This is a genomic window from Thermosyntropha tengcongensis (genome assembly GCF_055381335.1).
In genome coordinates, this window is sequence record NZ_AP042437.1 from 1,229,352 (window position 1) to 1,254,014 (window position 24,663).

Genomic DNA, 24,663 nt, shown 5'->3' on the forward strand with positions numbered 1-24,663 from the left:
ACCTTCCTAATCCTTAGCAGATACGCCTATCATATCATATCCACGTACTCCCTTAAGTATAACTTCTGCAAAATCACCTCTGGTTAAATTTTCTTCACTCTTTACAAGGGTTATCCCGTCAACCTCAGGCGCCTGAAAATATCCTCTGCCCGCATAAAGGTTTTTGTCTATTTGCGAAGTTATAAGAATCTTCTCTTTCTTATCAACCCTTTCTATATTCTTTTTACGGGTAATCTTTTTCTGCAGCCTCATTATCGCATCCAGTCTTTCCCTTTTAATATCATCTGCTATCTGTTCCGGCATGTCATAGGCTGGGGTATCCTCTTCCGGATTAAAAGCAAAACACCCTAGCCAGTCAAATTCAATTTCACCTATAAAATCATAAAGCTTTTTAAAATCTTCTTCTGTTTCCCCCGGGAAACCTACCATTACCGTAGTCCGCAAGACCAAACCCGGTTTTGCTTCACGAAGCCTTTTAATTATTTCTTTAAGATGTTTTCCCTCATGCTTGCGATTCATCCTTTTTAGAACCGAATCAGAAAAATGCTGAACAGGTATATCAAGATAAGGTATGACTTTCTCCGTATTACCTATTTTATCTATTATGCGGTCACTTATATGCCGGGGATGAAGATACATCAACCTTATCCATTCAAGTCCCTCAATGGCAGCCAGAATATCTATAACCTGAGGCAATCGGCTTTCGCCATAAATATCCAATCCATAGGCTGCGGTATCCTGAGCAATAATTATTACTTCCTTTACTCCCTTTTTTTCCACCAGATAACAGGCTTCACTTTCAATGTCTTCTATATTTTTGCTGCGCAAATTTCCTCTTATAAGTGGTATCGCACAGTAGGAACAGCGGTTATTGCAGCCTTCAGCTATTTTAAGATAAGCTGTTCCGGGAGGAGTAGTCAAAACCCTTTCCCCTTTCTCTATAAAAACCTCCGCAGGAGGCATAACTGCGAGTATTTTTTCCTTCTCCCCCTTTAAAACCATTTTTACGATATCGTCAATTTCCAGAAAAGATGAGATGCCAACAACTGCATCAAGTTCCGGCATCTCATCCAAAAGCTCTTTTCCGTATCTTTGAGCTAAACATCCGGTAGCGACTATATATTTTATTATTCCCTCTTCTTTCAAATTTCCCATTTCGATAATAGTTTCAATAGCTTCTTCCTTGGCATCATTGATAAAGCCACAGGTATTGATAATTACCATATCTGCCCTTTCAGCCTCATTGACTATCCTATGTCCCTTCTTTTTTAGAATAGCCATCATGAGCTCAGTATCGACAGTATTTTTAGGACAACCCAAACTTATAAAACCTATGTTCACTTTGCTTCTACCCCTGTTTCTCTTTTTGTTCTTCTGTATTATGTTCCCTGGTAAAAGTTTTGTCTACAACCTGCCCTATTTCTCCCAGGGAGCCAATTTTTTCCCCATTAAAAGTTACATCAATGCCTCCTGCATTGCCGGCTTTAACATATACTTCTTCTTTTCCGTCAAAAACCTTTTTTTCCCCCGGCTTAATAACGCCCGTAAACTGGTCTACCCCATCCACCCTGACATTAAGCCAGCAATTCTGGCGCGCTTCAATAACTAAATTAACCCCGGAATAAACACGTTCGGGTTCTTTTTTGGGGGCTTCCTTAACTTCCGGTCTTTTAACCTTCTCCTCTTCCACTACTTTTGGAGGCGAAACAGGCGCTTTCTCTTCCGTAACCTTCTGGGTAAAATAGCCTATCAGAAAATTCCCCAGCCAGATAACTATCAAAAGAAAAACCAGCCCCAAAACTACATTGCGTAAAGGCAATTTGCTTACATCCAGTTTCACCTTTTCTTCTCTCTTCATTTCGGCAAAAATGTCATCTTCCTCTTTTTCATCAGCATAGGCCAGCGCCTTAAAGTCCCGCACCATTTCTTCTTCGTCCAGCCCTAAAGTCCGGGCATAACGGCGCAAAAAACCTACTGCATAAACCTTGGGAGGTAAAGCATTAAAATTTTCATTTTCCAGGGCTTCCAGATAAGCCTTGCGAATTTTAGTTTCTTCTTCAATAGCTTCCAGGGTTAATCCCCTTTTTTCCCTGGCCTCCTTGAGCCTTTCGCCTACTCCCATTCTTTACACCCCTATACTGCTTTTATAATCACACAATATTATACCGTTCATAAAGTTCTGCCAGCTGTTCACGATCAATTAAAACTTCCCTTTTCTTGTTATTATCCGGCTCGGAGACAATTCCCCTTTCTTCCATCATGTCAACCAGCCTGGCCGCCCGCGAATAACCTATGCGCAGCCTTCTCTGCAGCAAAGACACTGAAGCTTTCCCGCTTTCCACAAAAATCCTTACCGCTTCCCAGAAAAGCTCATCCTCCAGCTCCATTTCCAGGTCAGAAGATAAAAAAGAATCAAGCTCCTCTGCCTTTTCTCCTGCTTCCTCATCATTATTCCTCTTGATAAAATCTACTGTAACCTCAATATCCCGATCAGATACATAAGCCCCCTGTACCCTTATCGGCTTATTGGCCCCCATAGGCAAAAACAGCATATCTCCCCGGCCCAAAAGCTTTTCGGCACCGCTGCAGTCCAGAATAGTTCTGGAATCGGCCTGGGAAGAAACCGCAAACGCTATACGGGAAGGGATATTAGCTTTAATTACCCCGGTAACTACATCAACAGAAGGCCGCTGGGTAGCTACAATAAGGTGCATACCGGCAGCCCTTGCCATCTGGGCCAGCCTGCAGATAGCATCCTCTACCTCTACCGGAGATACCATCATCAAATCAGCCAGTTCATCTATTATTATAACAATAAAAGGCAGTTTTTCTTCTGCTATCTGATTATATCTGTTTATATCCCTTACCCCGTATTCTGCAAAAAGCTTGTACCTCTTTTCCATTTCGGTAACCATCCAGCGCAATATAAGAGCTGCTTTCTTGGGATCGGTTACCACCGGAGTAAGAAGATGAGGAATGCCATTATAAACAGTAAGCTCTACCATTTTGGGATCTATAAATACCAGCTTCAGTTCATCAGGGGAGGCATTATACAAAAAACTCATGATTATACAGTTTAGGCAAACACTTTTACCTGAACCGGTGGAACCAGCAATCAAAAGATGAGGCATATCGCTCAGCTTAACCGCCACCGTATTTCCTGCAATATCTTCACCCAATGCAAAAGCCAAAGGATTTTTAAGTTTTTTAAACACTTGCGACATGAGCAAACTCTTAAGCCCTACACTTAGTATCTTACTATTTGGCACCTCTATACCAATAGCAGATTTTCCAGGTATAGGAGCTTCAATTCTGATTCCTGGAGCAGCCAGATTAAGCTGTAGGTCATCAGTAAGGCTCAATATCTTGCTTACCTTTACTCCGGGAGCAGGCGTAACTTCATAGCGGGTAACGGCGGGACCACAGCTGACCTGATTAACCTTTACGCTTATGCCAAAATTGGCAAAAGTTTCTTCAATCACTGCTATGCTGTGCTTTATATTTTTCTTATCGATAGTGCGTTCTTCCTTTATATCGCTCAACAAATCGAGCGGCGGTTTTTTGTATTTTTTCTCCTTTTCCTCGGCGGCAGCAATCAAAGATATATTGTCATCACCGGATTTATTCTCAACCTCTGGATTGTCATTCCTGGCACTGCTTTCAGAGCTGCTGGCAGCAGCCAGTATCTTTACCGGTGCCTGGGTTTCGCCTTTCTCTTCTTTTACACTGCTGTCATGTAAAAAAACAGGAATCTCCTCTTTAGGTTTTGCACTTTCACCAGCAGCCTCTTTTTTGTTACTTTCCCTTTTATTATTTTCTTCTATTTCTTCCACTTCTTCAAATAAAAAATCAGTTATTTTGCTGCCAGCTTTTAAGCCATAATTCTTTATAAAATCCATAATATCAGCCAAAGGACGGTTTACAACCATAACCAGCCCAATCATAAAACCGGCTCCTACAAAAATGAAAGTCCCAATCTTCCCTACCAGCTTTATGCTTATATAAGCCAGAGCCCCTCCGGCATATCCCCCTCCCATTCCCTGCTTTCCTGCATCCAGAGGGTTTAAGCCGTCAGGAATATTGTACACCGATATTACCATCAGGATAGACAAAAAAAGCCAGCTTATCCCCCACATCCGGGAAGACCATTTCTTTTCTGCGGCTCCGATATGTATAGACCAGGCCAGGAGATAAAAAGAGACCAGCAAAGCCCCCTCTCCAAAAACCGTTTCCAGAAATCTGGCAAGATAAACGCCAATTATGCCTATAAACTGATTATCTCCCGACAGCCCTCCCGCATGGCTCAAACATATATATATAAATACAGCAGTAAAAAAAAGCAAAACCATAAGAATTTCATTATTTACATTATCCAGATACGAAGAAAACCGGCTTTTCTCTGCCACTTCACTAAATCTTTTTACTCTTTTCCTGGTCTTTTTTGCTTTGCCTTTAACTCCCATCCTTTTTCACTCCAGATTTTATATAAAACCTTAAACTTACAAAAAATTTTGTCTTCTTAAAATACATTCTCTTGCATTAAAATTATTCCTGCTTTAAAATAAAGTTTTTAAACCTATTGGCCAATAAAATGCAGGATAAAAGCCAGCAAAGCTACTGTCCAGCAGTAATAGGAAAATACCGAAAGCCGTCCTCCCCGTACCAGGCGCAGAACTACCTTAATGGCAAAATAGCCAAAAATAATGGATGACAAAAAGCCCACAGCATAAGGAAGCAAGCGCATGGCTTCTAACCCTGAACCCAAATTCTTAATCTGCAAAAGCCCGGCTCCCAGAATAACCGGAATCGAAAGCAAAAATGAAAACCTGGCGGCAAAATCCCGGTTAAGACCTGCAAAAAGCCCAGCAGCAATAGTGGAACCTGAACGGGAGATCCCGGGCAGGATAGCAAGCGCCTGCATTATGCCTATGAAAACAGCATCCTTAAATGAAGTTTCCTCAGCCTCTTTGAGAAGAATCCTGTTATTGGCATAGTTCTCTGATACCTTGAGAATAAAGCCTGTAAAAATAAGGCCAAATCCCACTACCAGCAAAGATTGAAAAGCCATTTCCACATAATCTTCCAAAAAATATCCTGCCAAACCGGCTGGTATTATGCCTATCAGAATAAGGAAAGTCAGTTTGTCAAAAGGCTTTTTGAGTATGGATACTATATCCTCCCGGAATGCTATAAAAACAGCTATCAGAGTTCCCATATGTAAAAGTACATCAAAAGCAAGGGGAGCTTCTTTCAAGCCGAACAAATGCTGGAATATTACCAGATGTCCGGAACTGCTTACCGGCAAAAACTCGGTAAGTCCCTGCACCATGCCTAAAATAAAAGCTTCCAGCGTAGTCAAAACTTTTCCTCCTCCTGTCTTTAAATACCTTTAAAAGTATATCATAAAGGCAAAATAAAATTATAAAAATTTTAGTATCCCAGGAAGAAAAAAATTACAAAAAATGAGTACCTCTCCTTAAGGGAAGGGTGCTTCAGGCTGGCTAAACAACTATTTTCATATCCAGAATACTTCCCGGCTGATATCTTTCATTCATATAGTCCATGGGATCCGTGCTGTTTATAGAAAGGACCCTTATTTTGTCAGGCCCGTAAGGTTCAGCAGTAATAATCCCCCCCGAAGCCAGCTTTAGTGTTATGACATCCGAAGGTTCTTTATTATAAAGTTCCATCGGTTCCGGCACATATATTATCACTGCAAAAATCCTCCCTCCTTCTTTTTTGTTTTAAGCTCGTTAAGTTTCCTGATCGCATCCCGAATGCCGCCCACTTCATCAATAAGGCCGCATTCTACAGCATCTTTCCCCACCAGGACAGTTCCTATATCCCTGGCCAGTTCGCCGGTTCTGAACATCAGCTCCCTGAGTTTGGCCTCAGTTATATTAGAATGTTCAACAACAAATCTTATTACCCTGTCCTGCATTTTATCCAGATACTCATAAGTCTGCGGCACCCCTATTACCAGTCCGGTCAATCTTATAGGATGAATGGTCATGGTAGCAGAAGGAGCAATAAAAGAATAATCGGCACTTACCGCTATGCTTGAGCCAATTGAATGCCCGCCTCCCAAAACTATAGACACACTTGGCTTGGAAAGGCTGGCAATCATTTCAGATAAAGCAAGTCCTGCCTCTACATCTCCTCCTACCGTGTTTAATACTATAAGCAGCCCTTTTATATTAGGATTTTCCTCTACTGCTACCAGCTGGGGTATAACATGCTCATACTTGGTAGTCTTATTCTGCGGCGGCAAAACCATGTGCCCTTCAATCTGCCCGCTGATAGTTAGACAGTGGATATCACTTCTGAAATCAGGCACCTGAGTCTGTCCCAGCTCCTTAATATTATCAAGCCTTTGTTCACTTCCGTTTTCTGCTCCTCTATTTTCATGTTCCTCACTTTCCGGTCCGGATAAAAAACGTTTCAAGATTACAACTCCTTTCCTTGAAATTTGCTTCTTACATTTAGAATTACCCTGAGGTTAAATAATATACCAGAAATAAAAGCCAAATCCTTGTAAATGAAATTTTTGCAACAAAAAAGCCTGACGGGTTAAGTCAGGCCCTATCATCCCTATTCTTCAAGCCGGTAGAAATATTTTTCCAGATCCATCCTTTTATAAAGGACAACCGTCAATACAATTACTGCCAGGGGGACAAAAGTCATAATCCCCGGATGATTTACAAAAGCCCCCACTCCTGCTCCCAAGCCGCTGAAAAGTACCGAAGGCACAAAAAGCCCCAAAGCAGTTGCCATTAAAAACCGGCCGGCCTTTATTTCACTTATGGCCGAAACTATATTTACCACCGCTATAGGTATAAAAGGAATATTATGGGAAATAATTATAAAGCTTATCAAAAGCTTTTCCCTCAATTTCGGCTTAATATTATATCTGGCAAGGAGTTTGTTCGTTAAGCTGTTCAGTCGAAAAAACCTGTAAACATTAAAAGCTATAAAACAGCCAGCAACCACCGCTATCCAGGACAACAAAACCCCTTCCGCAAAGCCAAACAAAAATCCGCACACCCCGGCTAAAACAGCAAAAGGCATAACCGGGACATGGCACTGTACGATTATAAAAATGAAAACAGCCAATATAGCTAAATAACCATAACTCTGCACCAGCTGCAAATAGAAATTAAAATCATGCATTCTTATCACCTTAAATGCTGGCTATGTCTTACCATTTTTTTACCTTGATAGTGCTTACCATCAGTATTGATAAAACAATCATAAAAACCGCCGTAAAAGCATATGAAATCTCCTTAAAAAAGAGCGCAAAAAGAGCGGTCAAAAAACCTGCCAGTGTAATAGGAATTCCTACAAAATAACCGCTTATATTGAGCACATTAAACCTGGCCAGCCGGTACGCGCCGCATATGATAAACAAAACAGTTATGGCCATACTCAAGGTGCCCAAATCGTTGGCAGACAAAATGCTGCTGTAAATAAGAAGCGCCGGTGCCACCCCGAATGATATAAGGTCACACAATGAGTCCAGTTCTTTGCCTAAATCAGATACAATATTGAGCCTGCGAGCCACCCTGCCATCTATGCCATCCAGGAAAGCTGCTATCAAAATCATAACAGCTGCCTGCGTATAATGCCCATTTACAGCATAAATTATAGATAAAACTCCAAAAACCGCATTTAATAAAGTTAACCCGTGGGCACATGAATTAATCACGAAACTCGGCAATTACTGTTTCCCCCCCTTTAACCCTGCTCCCCTCTCTAACCAGTATAGCGGCATTGCAGGGCAAATATACCTCTGTACAGGAACCAAACCTTATAAGTCCAAACCTTTCGCCCGTTTTAAAAACATCTCCCACTTTCGCCCGGTTGACAATCCTTCTGGCTATCAGGCCGGTAATCTGAGCCACGACTACTTTTCCCCACTTGGTTTCCAAAACCGTATAACTTCGCACATTAAGATTTCCGGCTTCTTTTTTGTAAGCAGGCAAAAAAAGCCCGCCTTCATTTTTTATCTCCACTACCTTTCCACTTACCGGGATACGGTTAACATGCACATCAAAAAGGCTTAAAAAAATGCTTATTTTAGTTGCCTTATCTTTAATAAACTTATCCTCATAAACCTCTTCCACAGCGGTAACTACTCCATCTGCCGGAGAAACTATCTGGTTTTCCTTAAATTCATAATTTCTCTCCGGATCACGAAAAAAGAAAACACAAAAAAACATCAAAATCAAAGGCAAAACTGCCCAGTAGAAACCTGCCCCTATCCAAACTCCCACTGCCAGCAGGGCAAAAAAAACTATAAAAGGCCATCCTTCCCTGGCAATATATTTTGTTTCCATCCCTATCTCCCTTAATTTTAAACTGTTTAATATTTATATATAGTAATTTTACATTACACCTTGCCTTTATGTAACTATATTTATGTAGAAAATTTAAGAAAAATAAACTTAATTGATATAAAAATGCAAAAAAAATGTAAAAGGCCTATCTCAAATAGAAAATAAACTTTTAAAATTTATCGATTCAAAAAAGCTTTTGCCAGAATTGTCAGGATACTGGCAGGCAGGCCTTCATAACATTTACCCTTAAAATAAACCTCCTCTACCTGTATATTTTTCAGGTCTTCAACCGGAATCGTAAGCGGATTCCTGTCCAGAACCACAAAATCAGCAGATAAACCTTCCTTCAAACTGCCTGTTATATGTTCATCAAATGATAATCTGGCTGCCATAGAGGTATACATCTTCAAAGCTTCTGCAACCTTGACCCTTTGCCTTAGATTGGGATGATTGCAAGCAGCCCAAATCCCTGTAAAAGGATGCGGCAAAGTACAGGGAGCATCTGAGCCGCCTCCTACCACCAAACCAGCATCCAGCATATCACGTAGAGGTAAAATATTATTTGCCCTTTCCCCCAGTATGCTTTCCAGATAAGAGGCAGGTTCTTCGCGCCAGTGTAAAAATTCTGGCTGCACCGCTATATGAAGATTAAGCCGCGCTGCCCTTTCTATCTGTTTTCCGCTTATAAGATCAGCATGAATTATAATATGCCGGTGCTCACTGCGCGGATAATCTGCAAGAGCCTCTTCAAAAGCATTTATAGCCTGTTCCACCGCCGCATCACCAACAGCATGAAGAGCTACCTGCATGCCAGCTCGATTAGCCTTTTTTACAAAAGAGTTAACTTCACCCTGACTGTAAAAAAGCTTGCCATAATTATCCGGCTTATTATTATAAGGCCTGGAAAGGGCAGCATCTTCTGAGCCAAAACATCCATCAAGAGCAGTGGCGAAACATCCCCCAATCCGCGTAAGTTTTCTTTTGATTACCTTTTCCACCGTCATAGTCTGAAAATAAAGCCTGAAATACTGAGGAAAAGCCCGGGTTACAAAATTTACCGCATCAAAATCCGCATCATTTTTAAAACCATTTCCCTCTACAGCATGAATCAGGCCTATCCCTTTTTTAGCCATATAATCAGCCGCTTTAACCATGCTGTTCAATAAAGAAAAAGGTTTTATATAAGAAGATACAAAATTGACCCCTTTATAAAAAGCATCCCGGTAAAGCCACCCTGTCTCTTCATCAAAACCGTCTGCTTTTCTTACCTCATCGGGAAAATCTTGAATAAGCGCAGAATTGGCAACTGCCGCATGTCCATCATACTTTACTATCAAAATAGGCTTATCAGTCATATGATCCAAATCTTTCCGGTCAGGCAGCCTATTTTCCTTTACCGTATGGGAAGAAATCCCAAACCCCATCAAAAACCTGGCTTTGCGGTGTTTTCTTTCATAATCTTTTATTATATTCCTCATCTCTTCAAAATCCCCGGCATAGCGCAAATTAAGCCCAAAATGGAAAAGGGCAAAACTGCCAAAATGTATATGCGTGTCAGCCAGAACAGGGATAACCGCTCTGCCCTGCAGATCTACATGTACCGCTTTGCTTTGCGCGTATTTATCAGGCAGTTCATTGCCCAGAAAAATAATCTTTCCCCTATCTTCCACCAGATATTTATAAACATTATCCCTCTCATCACAGCTGATAAAAATCCCATTCCTGAAAATCCGCATTTTCTCCCTCCCCCATTTTCTTTAGCCTCTTCCTTAATTTAGAAACCGCTAAAAATCCATACCTTTATAAAAATCAAGCTTTCCTTATAATCCTTTCAAGACTTTATTTCAAAATTCCTCTTTTTTTTGATATAAATTAAAAACTGGCCTGGTTAAAAACCCCAGCACTTCCTTAATATATATAAAACATTTTATATCCTGGTTTTTTAATCTTTATAAAGAAAAAGATTTTTGACTTTTTGCTATTCATTTATCGCAACCTCCCTTATTTAATATACAAAAATTACCTCTAATTACAATAAAAAATTTCATAAACTGGATCTGGTAAGAATAACAAGACATTATCCAGCCTGTGCCAGATGCGCTGCGGTGCAAGGCAAGATATTCAGCATAAACGGTAAGAGCAAGCGATATCCGAAACCAAAATATAAATATCGTCCGCCACTTCATCCCTATTGCCGGCATTCTCTGCATCCTTATGTCCGTGAATTTGATGACCGTGCCGAAGAAACTGAACGCTTCAGCAACCAGCCGCTTAATAAAGACCCCCGCAGCGAAGCTGAGAAGCAGGCTTATGCGGAAATGCGGGACGCGGTGACAATTGCGACAAACAGAAAAAGGGCAAGGGAAGTGCTATTAAGTGATAATGCGACATTAGAAGAAAAGATAGAGGCATATAAAAAACTTAAAAAAATATATGAAGATACAGGCAAAAAGCCGGCTGGTTTTGATGCCCAGGTCATAAAGTACTACCAATTGAATGAGGATAAATATAATGCTATAATCATCTCAAACACTGTTATTAGTGATAGTCCACAGTGGAAAAGAGGGAAAGATATTGAGCATCTTAATAAAAGAAAAAAGCAGGGACATATACCGGAAAATTGGACTTTAGATGACTATAATAAAAAAATACAAGAGTTGTGTTCTAAAGCTGATAATGAGGTATATCTATATTACAATGAAGGATTTAAACAAAAATATTATGTGTTTGGAGATAAAGAATGGATTGTAATAATCGGCCAGAACAAGGTTATAGATACTGCATTTAAAGTTGATAGAATTAGTTATGAAGAATATATAAAGAAAAATGGCATGAAACTTTTGGGCACTATAAAGGAGTTAAGGTCTAATGGACAATAAAGATTTAATTAAAGGCTATGATGTTTTTGTCAATGGTGAATGGGATCTTAGTCCATTTGAACATTTATATGAATTAGGATGCAGAGATATTATCCAGGAACGTATTAGCAGTTTTAATGAAACAGAAAAAGAAGAAATTAAAAAGCTGGATAGAATTTTCCTTGAGAGAGCCCCATTGTTTTATAGAACGTTAAAGGGTTTTTTAGAGGTGGAACAAAAAAATAAGCCTAAGACTCACTGGTGGTGGTATCTCAACGAAATTGTCGAAGGGAAGTTAAAACCACAAATAAGTTAATAACCACCTAAACTGTTTTGGTTGAGGTGGTATTTTTATACCTTGCTGATAAGCACTTGCAAATATGCAGGTGCTTTTATTTTTGCCTAAAACTTACACACTTTGCCAGCAGCTTGCGATAAATAATTTCTATAAAATTTAATTCTATTTTTCTATTATTCCCTCATACCTTAACCTCTCCACAAAACGCCTGGCTTCTTCTTTACTTGTTATCCCACCCTTTATCTCTTCTTCAGCTACCATCTGCAAAACTTTTCCCACCAGGGGAGAGGATTTTAAAGAAAGAATCTTCATGACCTCTTTTCCATCTATATAATTAGGAATTTTAAACCAGCAGCTTCCTTCTTCTATATAAAATTCAAGCATATCAGCTATATAGCCTTTGTACTTTACAAAATCAGCCTCGCTTCCAGCCATTAACTCAACTAAAATGAAAAAAAGCAACAGCGGGGTATATTCCTTGTTTTCATATATAAACCGCCTCTTATAAACCTCATCTATCCTTTCATACAAAAGTTTTTCCCTATCAAAACTGGCCAGGTATAAAATCAAATCCCTCTCCCAGCCTGCCAGACGCAAGAAAGCGCATATATCCTCCATCCTGCCCTTTTCTTTAATATCGGACAAAAGCAGGGCCAGCTTGAAAACAGGAATAATATCTTTTCCTCCCAGCGTTTTTTCATACAAACCTTTTATCATCTCATCATGCAGAAGCTTCTCCAGGGCAATCAGCAGCTCTATTTTCAATTCATGGGGAGACAACCTCAATAAATTGCTCAAAAATCCAGTTTTTTCCTCTACATCTTTAAGAACAGCAGCACTTTCAGAAAAACTTAATATTTCTCTAAGCTCTTTCCATATCCTTTCCCCGGCTACTTTATCCCAGTCTACTCTTAGTACGCTTTCCTTCAGCCAGCCCTCCGTTTTTTCTTCCAGCGCAAAACCAAGATTTAAAACTAACCGCAAAGCCCGCAGGATGCGGACAGGATCGGTTAAAAAAACTTCCCGGTTCACTGCCCTTATAAGCTTGTCCTGCAAATCTTTAAGCCCACCATTTGGGTCTAATATCTTTTCCTGCTCCATTTCATCCAGGGATACAGCCAGAGCATTAATCGTAAAATCCCTTTTCCTAAGATTATCTATAACATCTGCTTCGGCCAAAATCTCGATATCGATGTTAAATTCAGGCTCTTCCTCCCCGACTACCAGCCGCACCAGCTCCCCCTGCGCAAATTCTACTTTAACGCCTTTTAAAAAATCATTTAATTCATCAATCACTCCTTTATCCGCTTTTAACAGCAAATCAATATCAGCCGGCACTTTGTTGAGCAACTTATCCCGCAGCGCGCCGCCTACCAGCCAGCCCTGAATATTTCTGCTGCATAAAAACTGCCGTATTTTGTATAATAGACTTATAAAATCAACCGCTTTATCTCTTTCATTCTTGTTCAAGGAGCATCTCCTTTCTCAACCAGGTTCTAAACAAAGCTCTGCTTTTATGCCGAAAATTTTTTATAATGCATTATATAATTATATAATGCAAATTTTAAGCCTATGACAGCAGTAATTGCCCTATAAATTAATGAAGACACTATATCGAAGGAATACTATCACCCAAGCACAAATCAGCCAAAACCCTCATTTTTAGGTTACAGATTATTTTTTAAACATTTAAAACTTAATATTCCCTAAATCTTACATGCTCAAATATTCTTTGCACTATTGTTCTGCCGTCTTTTATTTCTTCACGCACCACCCTTTTGGTTGTAGCATAAACCGGTATTAAACCTGACTGCTTGCAAAAATTAACCATACTATAGGTAGCACCATAATCGCCCTGTACCAGGACTATATCTCCCTCCTGGCTATTATCGCGCAGAAAAATACATATATCATGCAGATAATCATCTATTTTCGCAGGTTCCGGAGGAATATTGGACCACTTTTCCTGTAACTGTTCTGGAAGGCTAACGAAACTTTGCACCTCAAAAATTTCTCTGGCCTGCTGTTTCTGATTTTCATTAAGAGAATGGGATATAAGCAAAAACATTTTTTTATGGTTATCGTTTTTAACCAACAAGCTTCTCCTCCTGATCTACTGGAATTTAAATTTAATAATTAATAAAAACATCATAAAAATCCGCTGAAGGGGGTTCTAAAATGGCCAAATTTTTAACCTTTTTAGGTAAAGGTAAATATGAAGAATGCCATTATAAATACGAAGATTTCGTCTCTAAGCCCAGCCATTACATCCAGACCTGCATACTTGATATAATTATCCAGCAATTAAAAGACCCTGTTGAAGAAGTAATAATATTTCTTACTCCGGAAGCACAAACTGAAAATTACATAAACAATGCCAGGAACCCTGAAAAACCGGGACTTAAAGGAAATTTAGAGCAATACATAAAAGAAAAAAATCTGCCTACCCGGATAACTGCTGTAAATATCCCTAACGGCAACAGCCAGGAAGAAATATGGGAAATTTTTGATATTTTAATGTCTAATATCAGGGACAATGATGTGTTATACTTCGATATAACTCATTCCTTCCGGTTTTTGCCTATGCTGGCCTTCATAACCCTGAATTATGCCCGCTATATTAAAAACACCTCTGTTAAAGGGGTCTTTTATGGTAATATAGAATCCTTCTGCCAGGAAAATAAAATTGACATGAGAGATATTGGCAAGATTCCTCTTTCTCAGCGCATCGCACCCCTTTTGGATCTTACCAGTTTTATACAGCTTTTAGACTGGGTCATAGGTGGCAAAGAATTTATGACTTCTTTGAATTACAGCCTGCTGCAAAACCTTACTTCGCAAAGTGTAAAAAACATTAACCAAACCCTGCAAGAAAAACAGGAATTTGTAAAAATCCGTGAACTTAGAGATTTAAGCCAGAACATAAAAAACTTCAGCGATCATGTTGCTTTATGCCGGGGACTGGAGCTAGTTGATAGCTACCAGAATCTTAAACAAAACCTCTCTGATCTTAAACAAAACCTCTCTGATATAAAAGCAAACCACCACGCCCGGTCATCTTTAAAGCCTTTCATTTATATAATTGAAAAACTGGATACTGTTTTAGAAAAAGAGAAGCCCGACAGCCAGGCCAGCAATATAAACACCTACCTCAAAATAGTCGAGCTCTGTTACCAGAACAACCTGGTTCAACAAGGTCTAACTATCCTGCAGGAAAGTTTGATTACTTATATTTTAGAAAAAACAGGCAAAGATATAAAAAATGTTAGCGAGAGAGAAAAAATTACCCAGTTAGCCTATAAAATAAGCAAAAATGGGAACATAACAGAAGATATGTTGATAAATAACTTAGGGGAAGAAATCTTCCTGTTAATTTATAACATCGCTGGCATAAGAAACGATATAAACCACTGCGGGTTCCGCAACCACGCCAGCAATTGCTCAACCCTGAAAGAAAATCTAAAAAATTTTCTGGAACAAGCTAAAGCAATAATAAAGAAAATAGAAAAGGAGTAAAATTTTTGTTTTACTCCACTTTTTTCCTTAACTCATAATACATCTCCAGACCCTGGCTGAACAACTCCTTAAAGCGAACATGGTTTTCCAGATATGCCTGGTCGCCTCTAGGATTGGAACCGTGGGCTGAGGCATTGCGCAAATATTCTATGCGCTTGAATAATTCTTTATGTTTACCGTCAGTCAAAAATAAAGGACTGGTTTTAGAAAATATTTCCTTCTTTAATTTTTCTCTTATTTTTTCTCGGTTCTCATAATCAAGATAACTGCCGATTTTATAAAATCTTCCAGCCAGTATAATCAAGGCTTCATACAGCAGTATCAGCGATTTTAAATACTGTTTTTTCTCCACATAAAATTCAGCCCTTTTTACCATCCGCTCGTCCAGATACTTCAAATACACAAAGGAATTCAAATCCTCCTTAATCTTTTGCAGAGGATAATAAAGATAAAGCGGGTTTTCTTTTTCTCTTTCCTCCATCTGGTGAAGCAGCCTCTCGATATCACTGCGGGGATTCCTGTTCATCTCCAGTTTAAAGTAAATATTCTCCGCCCCTTCTATCCCCAGATTATTTAAAAATTCCGGGAAGTACCCCAGGTTATTGTAATTATTGTAAGCAACCCCCAGAGTATATAATTCACTGATAAGATCCAGTTTTAATACCGGTTTAGGTTCAGAAGCCGAAGCTAATTCAAAAGCTCCGTAATAAACTTCAATTTCCTTGATTTTTTTAAAGTTTCCCAGATACATCAAGGCAAAAGAGATAAGAATCGACATATGCCTGAAGCCATGAGTCATGTCAAACACTATACTATATTCTTTGTCTTCCGGGACAACCTCCATCAAAGTATTTATAAAAGCTGCGTAATCTTGAGGATCTACCGCCACAAAATTTAACCTTTCCAGCCCTAAAACACGGTTAACACTTTTTTCCCATTCTTTTAAAGTTGTACCACCTATACCGCCATTATTATTATCTTCTTCCTCAAAAACCTTAAAATAAAGCTCCTCTTCTTCCTGGCTCTCAAACTCCCATCCCCCTATTTCCGACCAGCAAGAAGTGGAAGTACCGAAAACTATCCACTGTTCAACCCTCAAGCCTTTTTTCTTCAGATACTTAAAGAGCTCCCGTCCGAAAAAAGCCGATTCCGCACTTAAAGTTCCATCCGGGAATTTGTAAACCGTCTTTTCATATCCCTTGCCTCCGTCTTTCCTCTTACCCTTGCCAATAAGAGATATCAATATCACATCTAATCCCGGCTTCACAAAACCTACCCCTTTGTTAAATTCTTCTCCCACAAATCCTGATTTTATCCAATTATTTCCTGGCCAGTCCCCCGCTTCCCTTCTTTTTAAAAAAATACAAATCTTCCGCTATCATACCCATGCCCTGCTCATTAAAATCCCCTATGCCGCAAACATTAGCCAGGTAGACCAGCTCTTCTGAACCATAGAGATGAAGCTTAGACTTTATATAAACCATATTTTTCCTATCTATTCGTTCTGATATATAAGGATATACCAATATAAAAGAATCATTCTGCGGATAACAGCCAAAAATCTCTTCATACTTATGTATCAGCTTTGACCTGACCATTTCACTGTATAACACAGGATCAGAAGCAAAATCGAGGCTTTCCCCATTACTATCAAGCACCAGAGCCGGGGATAAAAGATATCCTTCGGAAAATTTACTTATTTTCCGTATCTTAAAAGAAACTTCCCTTACCCTGCCGTATCTGAAAGCCAAACCTTCCCCGGAGATTTTTTTCACTATCTTAAAAAGCCCATCCGGATAAATGGTGGAAAAATCAAACCTGGCTCCTTTCCACCCGTAAAATCCCTCTTTTTGTTGCACTTTCTTGCGGCAAACCAGGTCAGAAAACACAAAACCTCTTAATCCCCGTTCCACAAGCTCTTTATTTATAGATTGCTTATAATCCTCTTCAAAGAAAAAAGGATCAGGCAAATGCATATAGATACTTACCCTGATTCCCAGCATAAAAACCTACCTCAAAGTAATTTTTACCCATCCCAGCGGATATAAAATTTCCCCATTTTTTACCGCCAATCTCCTTGTTTTCGGGAACAAATAATCATACACCCTGCCTCTGCTTATATTTTGCAATTTTTCATAAAAATCCCTGTTTAATCTTTTTACTATAACGCTTTTTGCTTTATAGCCAGAAGCAAAACCTATTTGCAGCAAAAACTGGTTATCTTCCAGTTTCATCCTGGATAAGCCTTCATAAAAACTCACTACCTCACTTAAATTAGGACTGTTATATTTTTTATAAAAAGCAAGCTCTTCATTTATATATCTTTTCATGTCTTCATTTATCCTGGTTACGAAGCTATCTATAACCGGCAAATTTTTTATTTCATTTTGTGCCAAAGGGTTATTCTTAAAATACTCAACAAAACCCAAACCAATCTTTCCCTTAAGCCTGGTGCCAACCTTAAAAGCCTCCGCATAAAGCGTTAATCCATCTTCTAATCTTTCTTCATTGTCTCCCCTTCTAAACCATTTAATCCTTCCCCTTACATCATTTAACACCTTTATAGACGTAAGTTCCAAATCTCTAAAATCTGCCGGATCCGTATCAGAAACTCTTAAGAATCTAAACGGGGAAGTGTAAGGAGTACCAAACAGACTTTCTTCCGCCTGGTTATCGCAATTTTTATCTGCTATTCTATTCCTGACAGCATTTTCCAGTGCATTAAGATAAACATCTTCCTCATCTAACTTCCTGGTCAGGCTTGTGCGCATAGCCCCTTTTATAGAGCTGCCAGGAATATAAGGCCTGCCGGCTGTTTTTATAAGTTCATTTATCTCAAAGCGATTGTTGTCCCAGGCAGTGCCGGCAGCTTCCAGCTCATATTTTACAAACTTTTTATAATTAATTTTTCTTTTATCTAAAAAAGAAGCCAAATTATTACCCTCACTAAAATTAAAATCTATAACATGCTTCATAATGTTTTTATCTTTCGCCATCTTCATAACATCCAGAACATAAACCTTCTCTCTCTCCCTGGCTACTTCAAAACTCTGCAGCTTGTTGCCGGAGCTTACACAGAGAGGTGACAAAACTTCTATTTCATATTTGTAAGTGACACAGTCCATATTAAAACCCTCCCTTACTCAAGAGGCAGCAAAAAAGCCTTCCCGTACTTGAAAACTTTATGATAGTCAAATCCCTCCGGAGTATCGTCATATATAGTTCCCTCTACATGTCCCTCTACTACGCTTCCCTCTGCAAACATCCGGAAAACGCTGTGCCTTCTTATATTGCTATAAGGGGAAAAAACATAACCTGTCCTCTGTATCAAGCCATAATAAGCAAACCTCTTAATTTCTTCCATCGAAGATGGCATGCACAAAGACAAAAGAAGGTTTATTTTCCCGCCTGTTTCTCTTTTAACCTCTTCCATTTCTTTAAAGACAAAACATCCATATCCATAGGTTCTTTCACCGCCTAAACCTTCATCCCCCATCAGCCTCAAAGCTGCCATGACCTCTTTTTCCAATGCTTCTTCCATATCAATATAAAACCACAGCCCGCAGTTCTTGTTAAACCGGCAGGCACTGGTGTAATAAATGTTAGAAGCGCTAGTCAAACGGTCTACAGTTACCCGGGGTCTTTCCTCTATTTTATAGACAACATCCTCCCTTTCTCTTAGCCAGAACATATCCCCTTTCCTGAAGCCTTTGCTCTCTTCGCCCCTTAAAATCTTTTCACTGACATATTTTATTTTCTTGTCTTCTTTAAAATCTTCAGCATACTTTCTAGCGTCCATAGGCCTGGGCAAAAAATACTCATCATCTGCATAATAAAAAGCAGAAGAGAGCAAGAGGCTGCCTTTTAGAACCTCATTTAAAAACGCTTTCGTTTTTTGCAGCCCAAACAAAAGGTTATAGCAGTTTACCAGAGCCGAAAAAATAGTATCCGAATGTATAACCGTCTCCGTCAGGTTATACAATCCTTCTTTATAACCAATATGTACAGGACCTGTAAACTCCATTTTTATTCTATATCTCTTCATAAATTATCACCCATTCTTTACTATACACTTAATACGATACTGCTTATTTGAATAAATCAACCAGATTGTTAATCTCTTCCAGAGATGCAAAGGCTGCTTTCTTCAGCTTGTCATCTTGCGGATCCAAATAATAGTCTTTATCTTTGTAAGTAATAGAAATATTATAAAACTTTACCTGTCCATATCCCCGGCTTCCCTGGCCTCCCAAATAATCGTCTTCCAAAAGCCGCATAGCCTTTATCAGCTCTTCCAGGTATTTCCCTTTATCTTCATTAAAAACATTGACTACCATACTGCATTTAAAACGCGCTCCCGCAGGGACCCTTTCCGTCTGCCTCGGATTGGCAGCGGAAGTTATGCGATCCAGATTATTCTCAAATTTAACCTCGGTATATTCCAAATCCAGGTTTTCTCTCATCTCTTCCGTAATACTATCTTCAATTAAAAAAGCATCCCTTACTATAAGCCGGGTTGGCTGAACACTTGCTGAAAAATCCCTATTTTCATGTCCTCCATCATTGCCAACTATTACCTTGTGGCTGCCGTGATTGCGCCCAAACAGGCTGCATACGGGGCAATCCTCCTCACCGCACATATGCATCCTTATAGCCCTGCTTCGATCTTTTTCATTATATACAGAATATATGACCTCATTTATCTTAAGCTTATCATGGTAAAATTCCATCAAGCTTCTGAGTTTGCCTTTAAGGCTGCTTCCAGGTATATAGGGCCTTCCCCAGGCATCCTTGATAACCGGATTGTCAACCCCACCTATTTCCAGGCTATTGCCTGCTGTTCCTATATGTAAACCGGTTAAAAGTTCCAGTTCAGCATCCACAATATATTTGCCAGCCAGTTTAATTTCCTTGAACATAAATCAAGCCTCCTTAACCCATTTATTCTCAACCAAAAATATTTGCACGCCAAAAAAATCAATCAAGAACCGCCATAAGCACGATGGTAAGCTATTACCGCCTCAAAAAAATTCTTAAACCTTTTAAGCTCTTCTTCCCCACCTTTTAAAGTCTCATCAATTAACACATTAAATATATTTCTAAAATCCTTCAAATTGCTAAAACGCCCCGCTGTATAAGCCATTTGGCTTTTAACTATACGCAATCTATACCTATAATTGCCCTCTTCATCGTATTCCAGTTTCTTTACTTCAGAAAAAATCTTTCGTATTTGGGAAACAGTTATTCTATCTTCCTTGGCTTTTTTTCCTACCTTTTCTGCGTATTCGAAAAGCATTTCCCCATACCTATCTTCTTCTTTCCTTAAAATCTTTGCAGCGTCATTTTTTATTGAATCAATTAAACTAGCGTTTTGACTATTATTCCTGGTACGATTTTCATTTCCAGGATTTCCCCCACCTCTATTTTGACGTTCCATATTCATAACTTCCTACCTCCTAAACTCTAGTTTCCAAATCTGCCCACCAGGCAGCCGAAGACAGTTTTGGATAAAGCTTATTATTGCTTTTCAAAACCTTACCCATGAAATCGTCAAACTCATTCTTAGCTCCCCTGTTTCTTTCCTTCAACCTCGCTATATAATAAACTAACCGCCAGGATTTAAATATATCGCCTTCAGCCTGGCTCTTTTCATATTGTTCGTTAACAGAATAAATAACATTAAAAAGGCTGCGGCTGACTTTAGCCTGTATAAGCTTAAACAATATATCTTTTATCTCCTTATATTCCGCAAACTCTTCCCATCCTACTGGGGTCTTAAAAATAACCAGTGCATTTTTCCTGCTGTTGTTTCGGATATATTCCTTAGCCATATCCAAACTATCTCCAGCTTCCTGTGCCACTCTATAAATGGGATATTTGACATCAGGGGCAATCTCTATCGCCATTGAAATACTCAAACAAGTGTTATTTCCCGAATAATTTGCCAGTTCTTCGCGTATCCTCTCCGCCAGTCCTGGCAGATCACTCCAGGGGCCTATGATAAAGAAATCATCACCTCCAGCATATATAACCGAACACCTGTTAAAGTCCTTTCTTACCATATCTTCCATAAATTTGCCAAAAAACATTTCCAGTTCCATAGAAAGGGTAGAAGTACGCGAAATTGACTTGTTATCTCCCAAACCTCTGGCAAATATTTCCCCTAAATTATCCATATCCCCCCTTAAAACTCCCCATCTTTTTATACCCTGAGCAGCTTCAGCCACCTGGCTTATTTCCACTACCTTATCACTTTCTTTCCACACATAGTTGGCTGTCTTTAAATAACCTGCCACCTTACTTAAGTCAACATCCTCCCTGTTTATGGCCCATCCTTTCTTATGAGGACGGCTGCTGAAAACAAGTTCACAGCCAAAAGCCCTAAAAACATCATTAACACTGCTTATAGGCCCTCTATAAGCCTCCTGCTCTGAAAAAATGACATATTTTTGCCGGAAAAGGTTATTTCCTATTTCTATAAAAGACGCGCAAAACTCACATTTTTCACCTATTTCACGGCCGCAGTAAGGACAAACCTTAAATCTTTTTACAGGTGCAAAAACCTCCTCCTGCAGAACCGAATAATACTTTCGTTTCTTGGCCTCCTCCAGTTTCTGGCCTACTTCTGTAAATACCGGTGAAAAATCTACAGCATAAAGGCGCTGCCAGCTAAAATCAGACGCTGCCAGAATAACAGCCAGATCAAGCTCATGAGCCTGCCAGAAAACTTCATCTATCTTTTGTTGATAAATATTCAAACGTTCCATAGTTTTAGCCGGAGCCAGTATATAAAAATGCCCGCCGCCGCAATAAAGAAGATTGCTGATAGTAAGCCCTTCATTTTTTATAATATAATTGGCTATTATTTCCAGAATATATGCGATATAAAAAGATCTGGCTTTAAGATTCCTTACCGCTCCATCCATATCAATGCTGTACAAAAAGTTTTGTATTCCCGATATATCGCCTTTTATCAGGCAAAATAGCCTGTCATCACCTTCCAGTTTTTGGCCTTTCCGCATTTTACTTAGAGCAGTATATAAATCATTTATTTTTTCATATCTTCCTTTTTTAATGTCTTCTTCAAACTGCCGGTAAAGACAGACCGCAATAGCAGCTGTCGTTTTTAAATGGGAAAAAAGCGAAATATCAGGACGTGAATAATAATAAGCAGCAGGAATGTTGGAAGTATACTCCCTTAAAATATAATAAATTCTCTCTGCATCATCTTCTTCCCGTATAACTTTGCAAAACTTTTCCCACAGACTTCTATAACGCTCTTCAATATTGGCCTCCTCTTTTTCCAGAGGATAACTATAATCAGAAAGCCTTGTTAAAGGCTTATATCTATTAAAATGCCTATTTTCCCCTTTTTGCCCCATAATATCAACAATACTCAGAACCGATATCAAATTCTTGCTTTCTTCTTCATTTTCACCTTTCTCATCTCTTTCCCCTGAAGAAAGCCTATCAGCCACAGCGATAAGCATTTCCTCCAATGTAGATGGATTATGATGATTCCTGATTAACTGAGCCACTTTAAACCTGGTATTCTCATCTATCCCCTTTAAGCCTTCCAAAAAATAAGCTCCCCATTCTTGATGTCTGGCTCCCTTAGCCCCTTCGCTTTCATAAATTTCCCGATATATTTCATTAATTTTTCTCTTATCTTCCTTAATATTTGTTCTCTGATAAAATTTCCCTATATCATGCAAAAGTGCTGCCAAATACAATTCTTCCAAATTCATCCCTCCTGCCTTCAAAAATCCTTTACTTAACAAAAAACAAATACAAAATTCAGGAAATCCTTTTAGGTAGGCTAAAAGAAAGGCAAATCCCGTTAGATAGGCTATATTTATGCAAAATATGTATTAAAAATCAAAAAATTTGTGAAATATAACCAGGTGGTCACAGGTGGTCATATGTAATATCATTTACTATTCGCCAAAATTTCCTAAATTCCTTCCTTTCTTCCCAGGTAAGTTAAAAATCAAAAACCAAAAACAAAAAAACCAGAAAAAACAGCGGGATAACCCCCATCTTAATTAGATTCTATGTGTTCCTCTCATACCACTCCCAAAGCTGACGGTCGAATTTAAAGTCTGGCAATAATTCAAAATCAATAATTCTGTCTTTCCACTTTGTTCTGAAATCTTCAAGAGTAATCAACTTAAACTCCAATCTTTCTCCATTGTCCCTTAGCCAAATAAAACCGTTTTCATTATCCTCAATCATTTGCCCTTTCATATTACGGGACCTTTCACTACCAGGTTCACGAAAATGGAGTGTATTATAACCTGGTTTATAAATCGGTGATACAGTTTCATACTTATTATCTATTGTGAAACATATGTTCACAGCTAGATATTCACCGTTTAAACGAGTGGTTCTCCATGAATGAAGTGCTTTTGGTGCCAATTTCCTTACCTCCTAACTTTTCTTTTGCCTGTTACATCAGCAATAATCAAAATCAATTGATTTTTAAAACCAGTCACTGTAACAATGGAAAAATCTATCACAAGAATATCATTTTTTTCATACCTTTGAGGTATCAATACTTCGAAAACTCTTTTTTCTTTAATTGTATAAAAAATCTTCTTAATTGATGTATTTCAGGTTGCCCCCAAAATCCCCCCTCCTCAGCACTTCTTATCCTATTCAGCCGCTTTTTTAGCTCGCCTGAGCAGCAGTTAGCGCCTCCCATATCTCCCTCGCGCTCCGCACCCCAATGCTGGTAGATGGGTAGGCAGGGTAGGTTTCAGAAGATATATAAAAAAGTTCTACTTCGATTAATGTACGGATAATGTTTTTTGGATGGCTCTCATCCCATGCATCCTTCTTAGTACTGAACCCAAAAGATATCTGATCTACATCCCTGCAGCAAATGGATTCCATCAAATTCCTGGCTCAGGTTGTTTATGGAGGGATGATTTCTATCTGCAGCCCCAGCTCATCTTCTTCCAAAGCCAATGTCCCTGACTTGTTTCTGCCCAAAACAAAATCCAGGTTGTGGTTCCACAAAGCCCGAATGTCTGAATTCTTTATACTGTTTTTGCAAAGGCCCAGGGTTTGATTTTTTCCCTGAATTTCCCCAGGTCCTCAGATAAGGTATTAAAAACCGCTGCATATCCTACGAACCCCAGCGGCCCTGTTTCGTCTCACCGTATTTCCACTTTCACCGGATACGCCCGGCGTTCTAAGTCTTTCATGTTTTAACCCCCCTTTCGATTCTGGGCAATAAAAAACCGGCTCCGAAGAACCGGCCTACTTGAAATAAAAAGGTAAAAGGCTCAAATTAACTAACAACTTCAACTATATCTTTTATTTCCGCTTCTGTAAACATCAATGCTATAACCACTGTCCTCGCCTTCAACTATTTCGACTGTGTACGCAACCCTGCCTTCAATTGGGGTAAAATCCCTGGGAATACAAATATACTGTTCTCCATTAACCAAAATAAGTTTTATAAGCTTGCCGCGAAGGTCATCTAACTTAAATAAATTCGGAATAGTTGTGAACATTAAAATCACCTCTCAGGATAAACATGAGGTCCTTTACTTGAGTATACAATAACTGCTTTGTTCGTAGCTATTTAGCCCCTAAAACCTTTGGAGAAAATCTGTCTAATTATGATAACCTTTAAGTTAAATGGGGG

At 39.1% G+C, this 24,663-nt stretch carries 25 protein-coding genes and 1 pseudogene; 3 read left to right on the top strand and 23 right to left on the bottom strand.

Annotated features, from left to right (window positions below):
• Nucleotides 1-6: 6 nt before the first annotated feature.
• The 10 genes from rimO to ACZ42E_RS05915 form a co-directional block, all read right to left on the bottom strand.
• Nucleotides 7-1,341 carry a 30S ribosomal protein S12 methylthiotransferase RimO gene (gene rimO, locus ACZ42E_RS05870; protein WP_464891430.1) on the bottom strand — a complete coding sequence of 445 codons (1,335 nt, stop codon included), beginning with the start codon at nucleotides 1,339-1,341 and terminating at the stop codon, nucleotides 7-9.
• Between the two features lie 7 nt (nucleotides 1,342-1,348).
• Nucleotides 1,349-2,122, bottom strand: coding sequence for a helix-turn-helix domain-containing protein (locus ACZ42E_RS05875; RefSeq protein ID WP_464891431.1), 774 nt, complete (start codon nucleotides 2,120-2,122; stop codon nucleotides 1,349-1,351).
• A 28-nt stretch (nucleotides 2,123-2,150) separates the two neighbouring features.
• On the bottom strand, nucleotides 2,151-4,463 hold the full coding sequence (locus ACZ42E_RS05880) for an FtsK/SpoIIIE family DNA translocase (protein ID WP_464891432.1): 2,313 nt from the start codon (nucleotides 4,461-4,463) through the stop codon (nucleotides 2,151-2,153).
• 113 nt (nucleotides 4,464-4,576) lie between these two features.
• Nucleotides 4,577-5,359, bottom strand: a complete 783-nt coding sequence (gene uppP / locus ACZ42E_RS05885) for an undecaprenyl-diphosphatase UppP (RefSeq protein ID WP_464891433.1) — start codon at nucleotides 5,357-5,359, stop codon at nucleotides 4,577-4,579.
• Between the two features lie 142 nt (nucleotides 5,360-5,501).
• Nucleotides 5,502-5,714 (bottom strand): YlzJ-like family protein, encoded by a 213-nt coding sequence (locus ACZ42E_RS05890; protein WP_464891434.1) that lies wholly within the window; start codon nucleotides 5,712-5,714, stop codon nucleotides 5,502-5,504.
• Complete coding sequence (locus ACZ42E_RS05895) at nucleotides 5,711-6,445, bottom strand: ClpP family protease (protein ID WP_464891435.1); 735 nt, start codon at nucleotides 6,443-6,445, stop codon at nucleotides 5,711-5,713. Before ACZ42E_RS05895 ends, ACZ42E_RS05890 begins: the two co-directional genes overlap by 4 nt.
• A gap of 146 nt (nucleotides 6,446-6,591) precedes the next feature.
• Entirely contained in the window at nucleotides 6,592-7,170 is a 579-nt protein-coding gene (locus ACZ42E_RS05900) for a TVP38/TMEM64 family protein (protein WP_464893490.1), read from the bottom strand.
• A gap of 28 nt (nucleotides 7,171-7,198) precedes the next feature.
• A complete protein-coding gene (gene pssA / locus ACZ42E_RS05905; RefSeq protein ID WP_464891436.1) occupies nucleotides 7,199-7,705 on the bottom strand; it encodes a CDP-diacylglycerol--serine O-phosphatidyltransferase in 507 nt (168 codons plus the stop codon).
• Nucleotides 7,698-8,336, bottom strand: coding sequence for a phosphatidylserine decarboxylase family protein (locus tag ACZ42E_RS05910; RefSeq protein ID WP_464891437.1), 639 nt, complete (start codon nucleotides 8,334-8,336; stop codon nucleotides 7,698-7,700). The genes pssA and ACZ42E_RS05910 overlap by 8 nt, the downstream gene beginning before the upstream one ends.
• Before the next feature lie 176 nt (nucleotides 8,337-8,512).
• Complete coding sequence (locus ACZ42E_RS05915; protein WP_464891438.1) at nucleotides 8,513-10,072, bottom strand: amidohydrolase; 1,560 nt, start codon at nucleotides 10,070-10,072, stop codon at nucleotides 8,513-8,515.
• A 321-nt stretch (nucleotides 10,073-10,393) separates the two neighbouring features.
• Here ACZ42E_RS05915 and ACZ42E_RS05920 point away from each other — a divergent pair, with 321 nt between their 5' ends.
• The gene (locus ACZ42E_RS05920) at nucleotides 10,394-11,215 is read left to right on the top strand and encodes a phage minor capsid protein (protein ID WP_464893491.1); all 822 of its coding nucleotides are present in this window, start codon (nucleotides 10,394-10,396) and stop codon (nucleotides 11,213-11,215) included.
• Complete coding sequence (locus ACZ42E_RS05925; RefSeq protein ID WP_464891439.1) at nucleotides 11,205-11,510, top strand: hypothetical protein; 306 nt, start codon at nucleotides 11,205-11,207, stop codon at nucleotides 11,508-11,510. The genes ACZ42E_RS05920 and ACZ42E_RS05925 overlap by 11 nt, the downstream gene beginning before the upstream one ends.
• Before the next feature lie 144 nt (nucleotides 11,511-11,654).
• On the opposite strand, the gene ACZ42E_RS05930 is transcribed toward ACZ42E_RS05925, so the two are convergent.
• Together ACZ42E_RS05930 and csx20 are read right to left on the bottom strand one after the other, a co-directional pair.
• On the bottom strand, nucleotides 11,655-12,962 hold the full coding sequence (locus ACZ42E_RS05930) for a tRNA nucleotidyltransferase/poly(A) polymerase family protein (protein ID WP_464891440.1): 1,308 nt from the start codon (nucleotides 12,960-12,962) through the stop codon (nucleotides 11,655-11,657).
• Nucleotides 12,963-13,188: 226 nt separating this feature from the next.
• The gene (csx20, locus tag ACZ42E_RS05935; RefSeq protein ID WP_464891441.1) at nucleotides 13,189-13,587 is read right to left on the bottom strand and encodes a CRISPR-associated protein Csx20; all 399 of its coding nucleotides are present in this window, start codon (nucleotides 13,585-13,587) and stop codon (nucleotides 13,189-13,191) included.
• Nucleotides 13,588-13,670: 83 nt separating this feature from the next.
• On the opposite strand from csx20, the gene csx2 (ACZ42E_RS05940) reads away from it, so the two are divergent.
• Nucleotides 13,671-15,008 (top strand): TIGR02221 family CRISPR-associated protein, encoded by a 1,338-nt coding sequence (csx2, locus tag ACZ42E_RS05940; protein ID WP_464891442.1) that lies wholly within the window; start codon nucleotides 13,671-13,673, stop codon nucleotides 15,006-15,008.
• A 10-nt stretch (nucleotides 15,009-15,018) separates the two neighbouring features.
• On the opposite strand, the gene csx2 (ACZ42E_RS05945) is transcribed toward csx2 (ACZ42E_RS05940), so the two are convergent.
• From csx2 (ACZ42E_RS05945) to ACZ42E_RS05995, 11 genes and pseudogenes are all read right to left on the bottom strand, one after another.
• Nucleotides 15,019-16,308 (bottom strand): TIGR02221 family CRISPR-associated protein, encoded by a 1,290-nt coding sequence (csx2, locus tag ACZ42E_RS05945; protein ID WP_464891443.1) that lies wholly within the window; start codon nucleotides 16,306-16,308, stop codon nucleotides 15,019-15,021.
• A 19-nt stretch (nucleotides 16,309-16,327) separates the two neighbouring features.
• Nucleotides 16,328-17,011: a CRISPR-associated endoribonuclease Cas6 gene (locus tag ACZ42E_RS05950; RefSeq protein ID WP_464891444.1), complete on the bottom strand. Its 684-nt coding sequence runs from the start codon at nucleotides 17,009-17,011 to the stop codon at nucleotides 16,328-16,330.
• 6 nt (nucleotides 17,012-17,017) lie between these two features.
• A complete protein-coding gene (csm5, locus tag ACZ42E_RS05955) occupies nucleotides 17,018-18,133 on the bottom strand; it encodes a type III-A CRISPR-associated RAMP protein Csm5 (RefSeq protein WP_464891445.1) in 1,116 nt (371 codons plus the stop codon).
• Between the two features lie 14 nt (nucleotides 18,134-18,147).
• Nucleotides 18,148-19,053 (bottom strand): type III-A CRISPR-associated RAMP protein Csm4, encoded by a 906-nt coding sequence (csm4, locus tag ACZ42E_RS05960; protein ID WP_464891446.1) that lies wholly within the window; start codon nucleotides 19,051-19,053, stop codon nucleotides 18,148-18,150.
• A gap of 43 nt (nucleotides 19,054-19,096) precedes the next feature.
• A complete protein-coding gene (csm3, locus tag ACZ42E_RS05965; RefSeq protein WP_464891447.1) occupies nucleotides 19,097-19,927 on the bottom strand; it encodes a type III-A CRISPR-associated RAMP protein Csm3 in 831 nt (276 codons plus the stop codon).
• A 62-nt stretch (nucleotides 19,928-19,989) separates the two neighbouring features.
• Nucleotides 19,990-20,451, bottom strand: a complete 462-nt coding sequence (gene csm2 / locus ACZ42E_RS05970) for a type III-A CRISPR-associated protein Csm2 (RefSeq protein WP_464891448.1) — start codon at nucleotides 20,449-20,451, stop codon at nucleotides 19,990-19,992.
• Nucleotides 20,452-20,464: 13 nt separating this feature from the next.
• Nucleotides 20,465-22,750, bottom strand: a complete 2,286-nt coding sequence (gene cas10, locus ACZ42E_RS05975) for a type III-A CRISPR-associated protein Cas10/Csm1 (protein WP_464891449.1) — start codon at nucleotides 22,748-22,750, stop codon at nucleotides 20,465-20,467.
• A 310-nt stretch (nucleotides 22,751-23,060) separates the two neighbouring features.
• Nucleotides 23,061-23,426, bottom strand: a complete 366-nt coding sequence (locus ACZ42E_RS05980; RefSeq protein WP_464891450.1) for a hypothetical protein — start codon at nucleotides 23,424-23,426, stop codon at nucleotides 23,061-23,063.
• A gap of 252 nt (nucleotides 23,427-23,678) precedes the next feature.
• Nucleotides 23,679-24,095, bottom strand: a pseudogene (locus tag ACZ42E_RS05985) (HK97 family phage prohead protease).
• A complete protein-coding gene (locus tag ACZ42E_RS05990) occupies nucleotides 24,050-24,151 on the bottom strand; it encodes an HK97 family phage prohead protease (protein WP_464893492.1) in 102 nt (33 codons plus the stop codon). Before ACZ42E_RS05990 ends, ACZ42E_RS05985 begins: the two are co-directional and overlap by 46 nt.
• Nucleotides 24,152-24,316: 165 nt before the next feature.
• Nucleotides 24,317-24,529 (bottom strand): hypothetical protein, encoded by a 213-nt coding sequence (locus ACZ42E_RS05995; protein WP_464891451.1) that lies wholly within the window; start codon nucleotides 24,527-24,529, stop codon nucleotides 24,317-24,319.
• Between the last annotated feature and the right edge of the window lie 134 nt (nucleotides 24,530-24,663).

Bases quoted from the DNA above. Each gene is read 5' to 3' on its own strand.
- ACZ42E_RS05875 (WP_464891431.1), bottom strand. From the start codon at position 2,122: ATGGGAGTAGGCGAAAGGCTCAAGGAGGCCAGGGAAAAAAGGGGATTA.
- ACZ42E_RS05880 (WP_464891432.1), bottom strand. From the start codon at position 4,463: ATGGGAGTTAAAGGCAAAGCAAAAAAGACCAGGAAAAGAGTAAAAAGA.
- ACZ42E_RS05900 (WP_464893490.1), bottom strand. From the start codon at position 7,170: ATGCATGATTTTAATTTCTATTTGCAGCTGGTGCAGAGTTATGGTTAT.
- ACZ42E_RS05910 (WP_464891437.1), bottom strand. From the start codon at position 8,336: ATGGAAACAAAATATATTGCCAGGGAAGGATGGCCTTTTATAGTTTTT.
- ACZ42E_RS05915 (WP_464891438.1), bottom strand. From the start codon at position 10,072: ATGCGGATTTTCAGGAATGGGATTTTTATCAGCTGTGATGAGAGGGAT.
- ACZ42E_RS05925 (WP_464891439.1), top strand. From the start codon at position 11,205: ATGGACAATAAAGATTTAATTAAAGGCTATGATGTTTTTGTCAATGGT.
- csx2 (WP_464891442.1), top strand. From the start codon at position 13,671: ATGGCCAAATTTTTAACCTTTTTAGGTAAAGGTAAATATGAAGAATGC.
- ACZ42E_RS05950 (WP_464891444.1), bottom strand. From the start codon at position 17,011: ATGCTGGGAATCAGGGTAAGTATCTATATGCATTTGCCTGATCCTTTT.
- csm5 (WP_464891445.1), bottom strand. From the start codon at position 18,133: ATGGACTGTGTCACTTACAAATATGAAATAGAAGTTTTGTCACCTCTC.
- csm4 (WP_464891446.1), bottom strand. From the start codon at position 19,053: ATGAAGAGATATAGAATAAAAATGGAGTTTACAGGTCCTGTACATATT.
- csm3 (WP_464891447.1), bottom strand. From the start codon at position 19,927: ATGTTCAAGGAAATTAAACTGGCTGGCAAATATATTGTGGATGCTGAA.
- csm2 (WP_464891448.1), bottom strand. From the start codon at position 20,451: ATGAATATGGAACGTCAAAATAGAGGTGGGGGAAATCCTGGAAATGAA.
- ACZ42E_RS05995 (WP_464891451.1), bottom strand. From the start codon at position 24,529: ATGTTCACAACTATTCCGAATTTATTTAAGTTAGATGACCTTCGCGGC.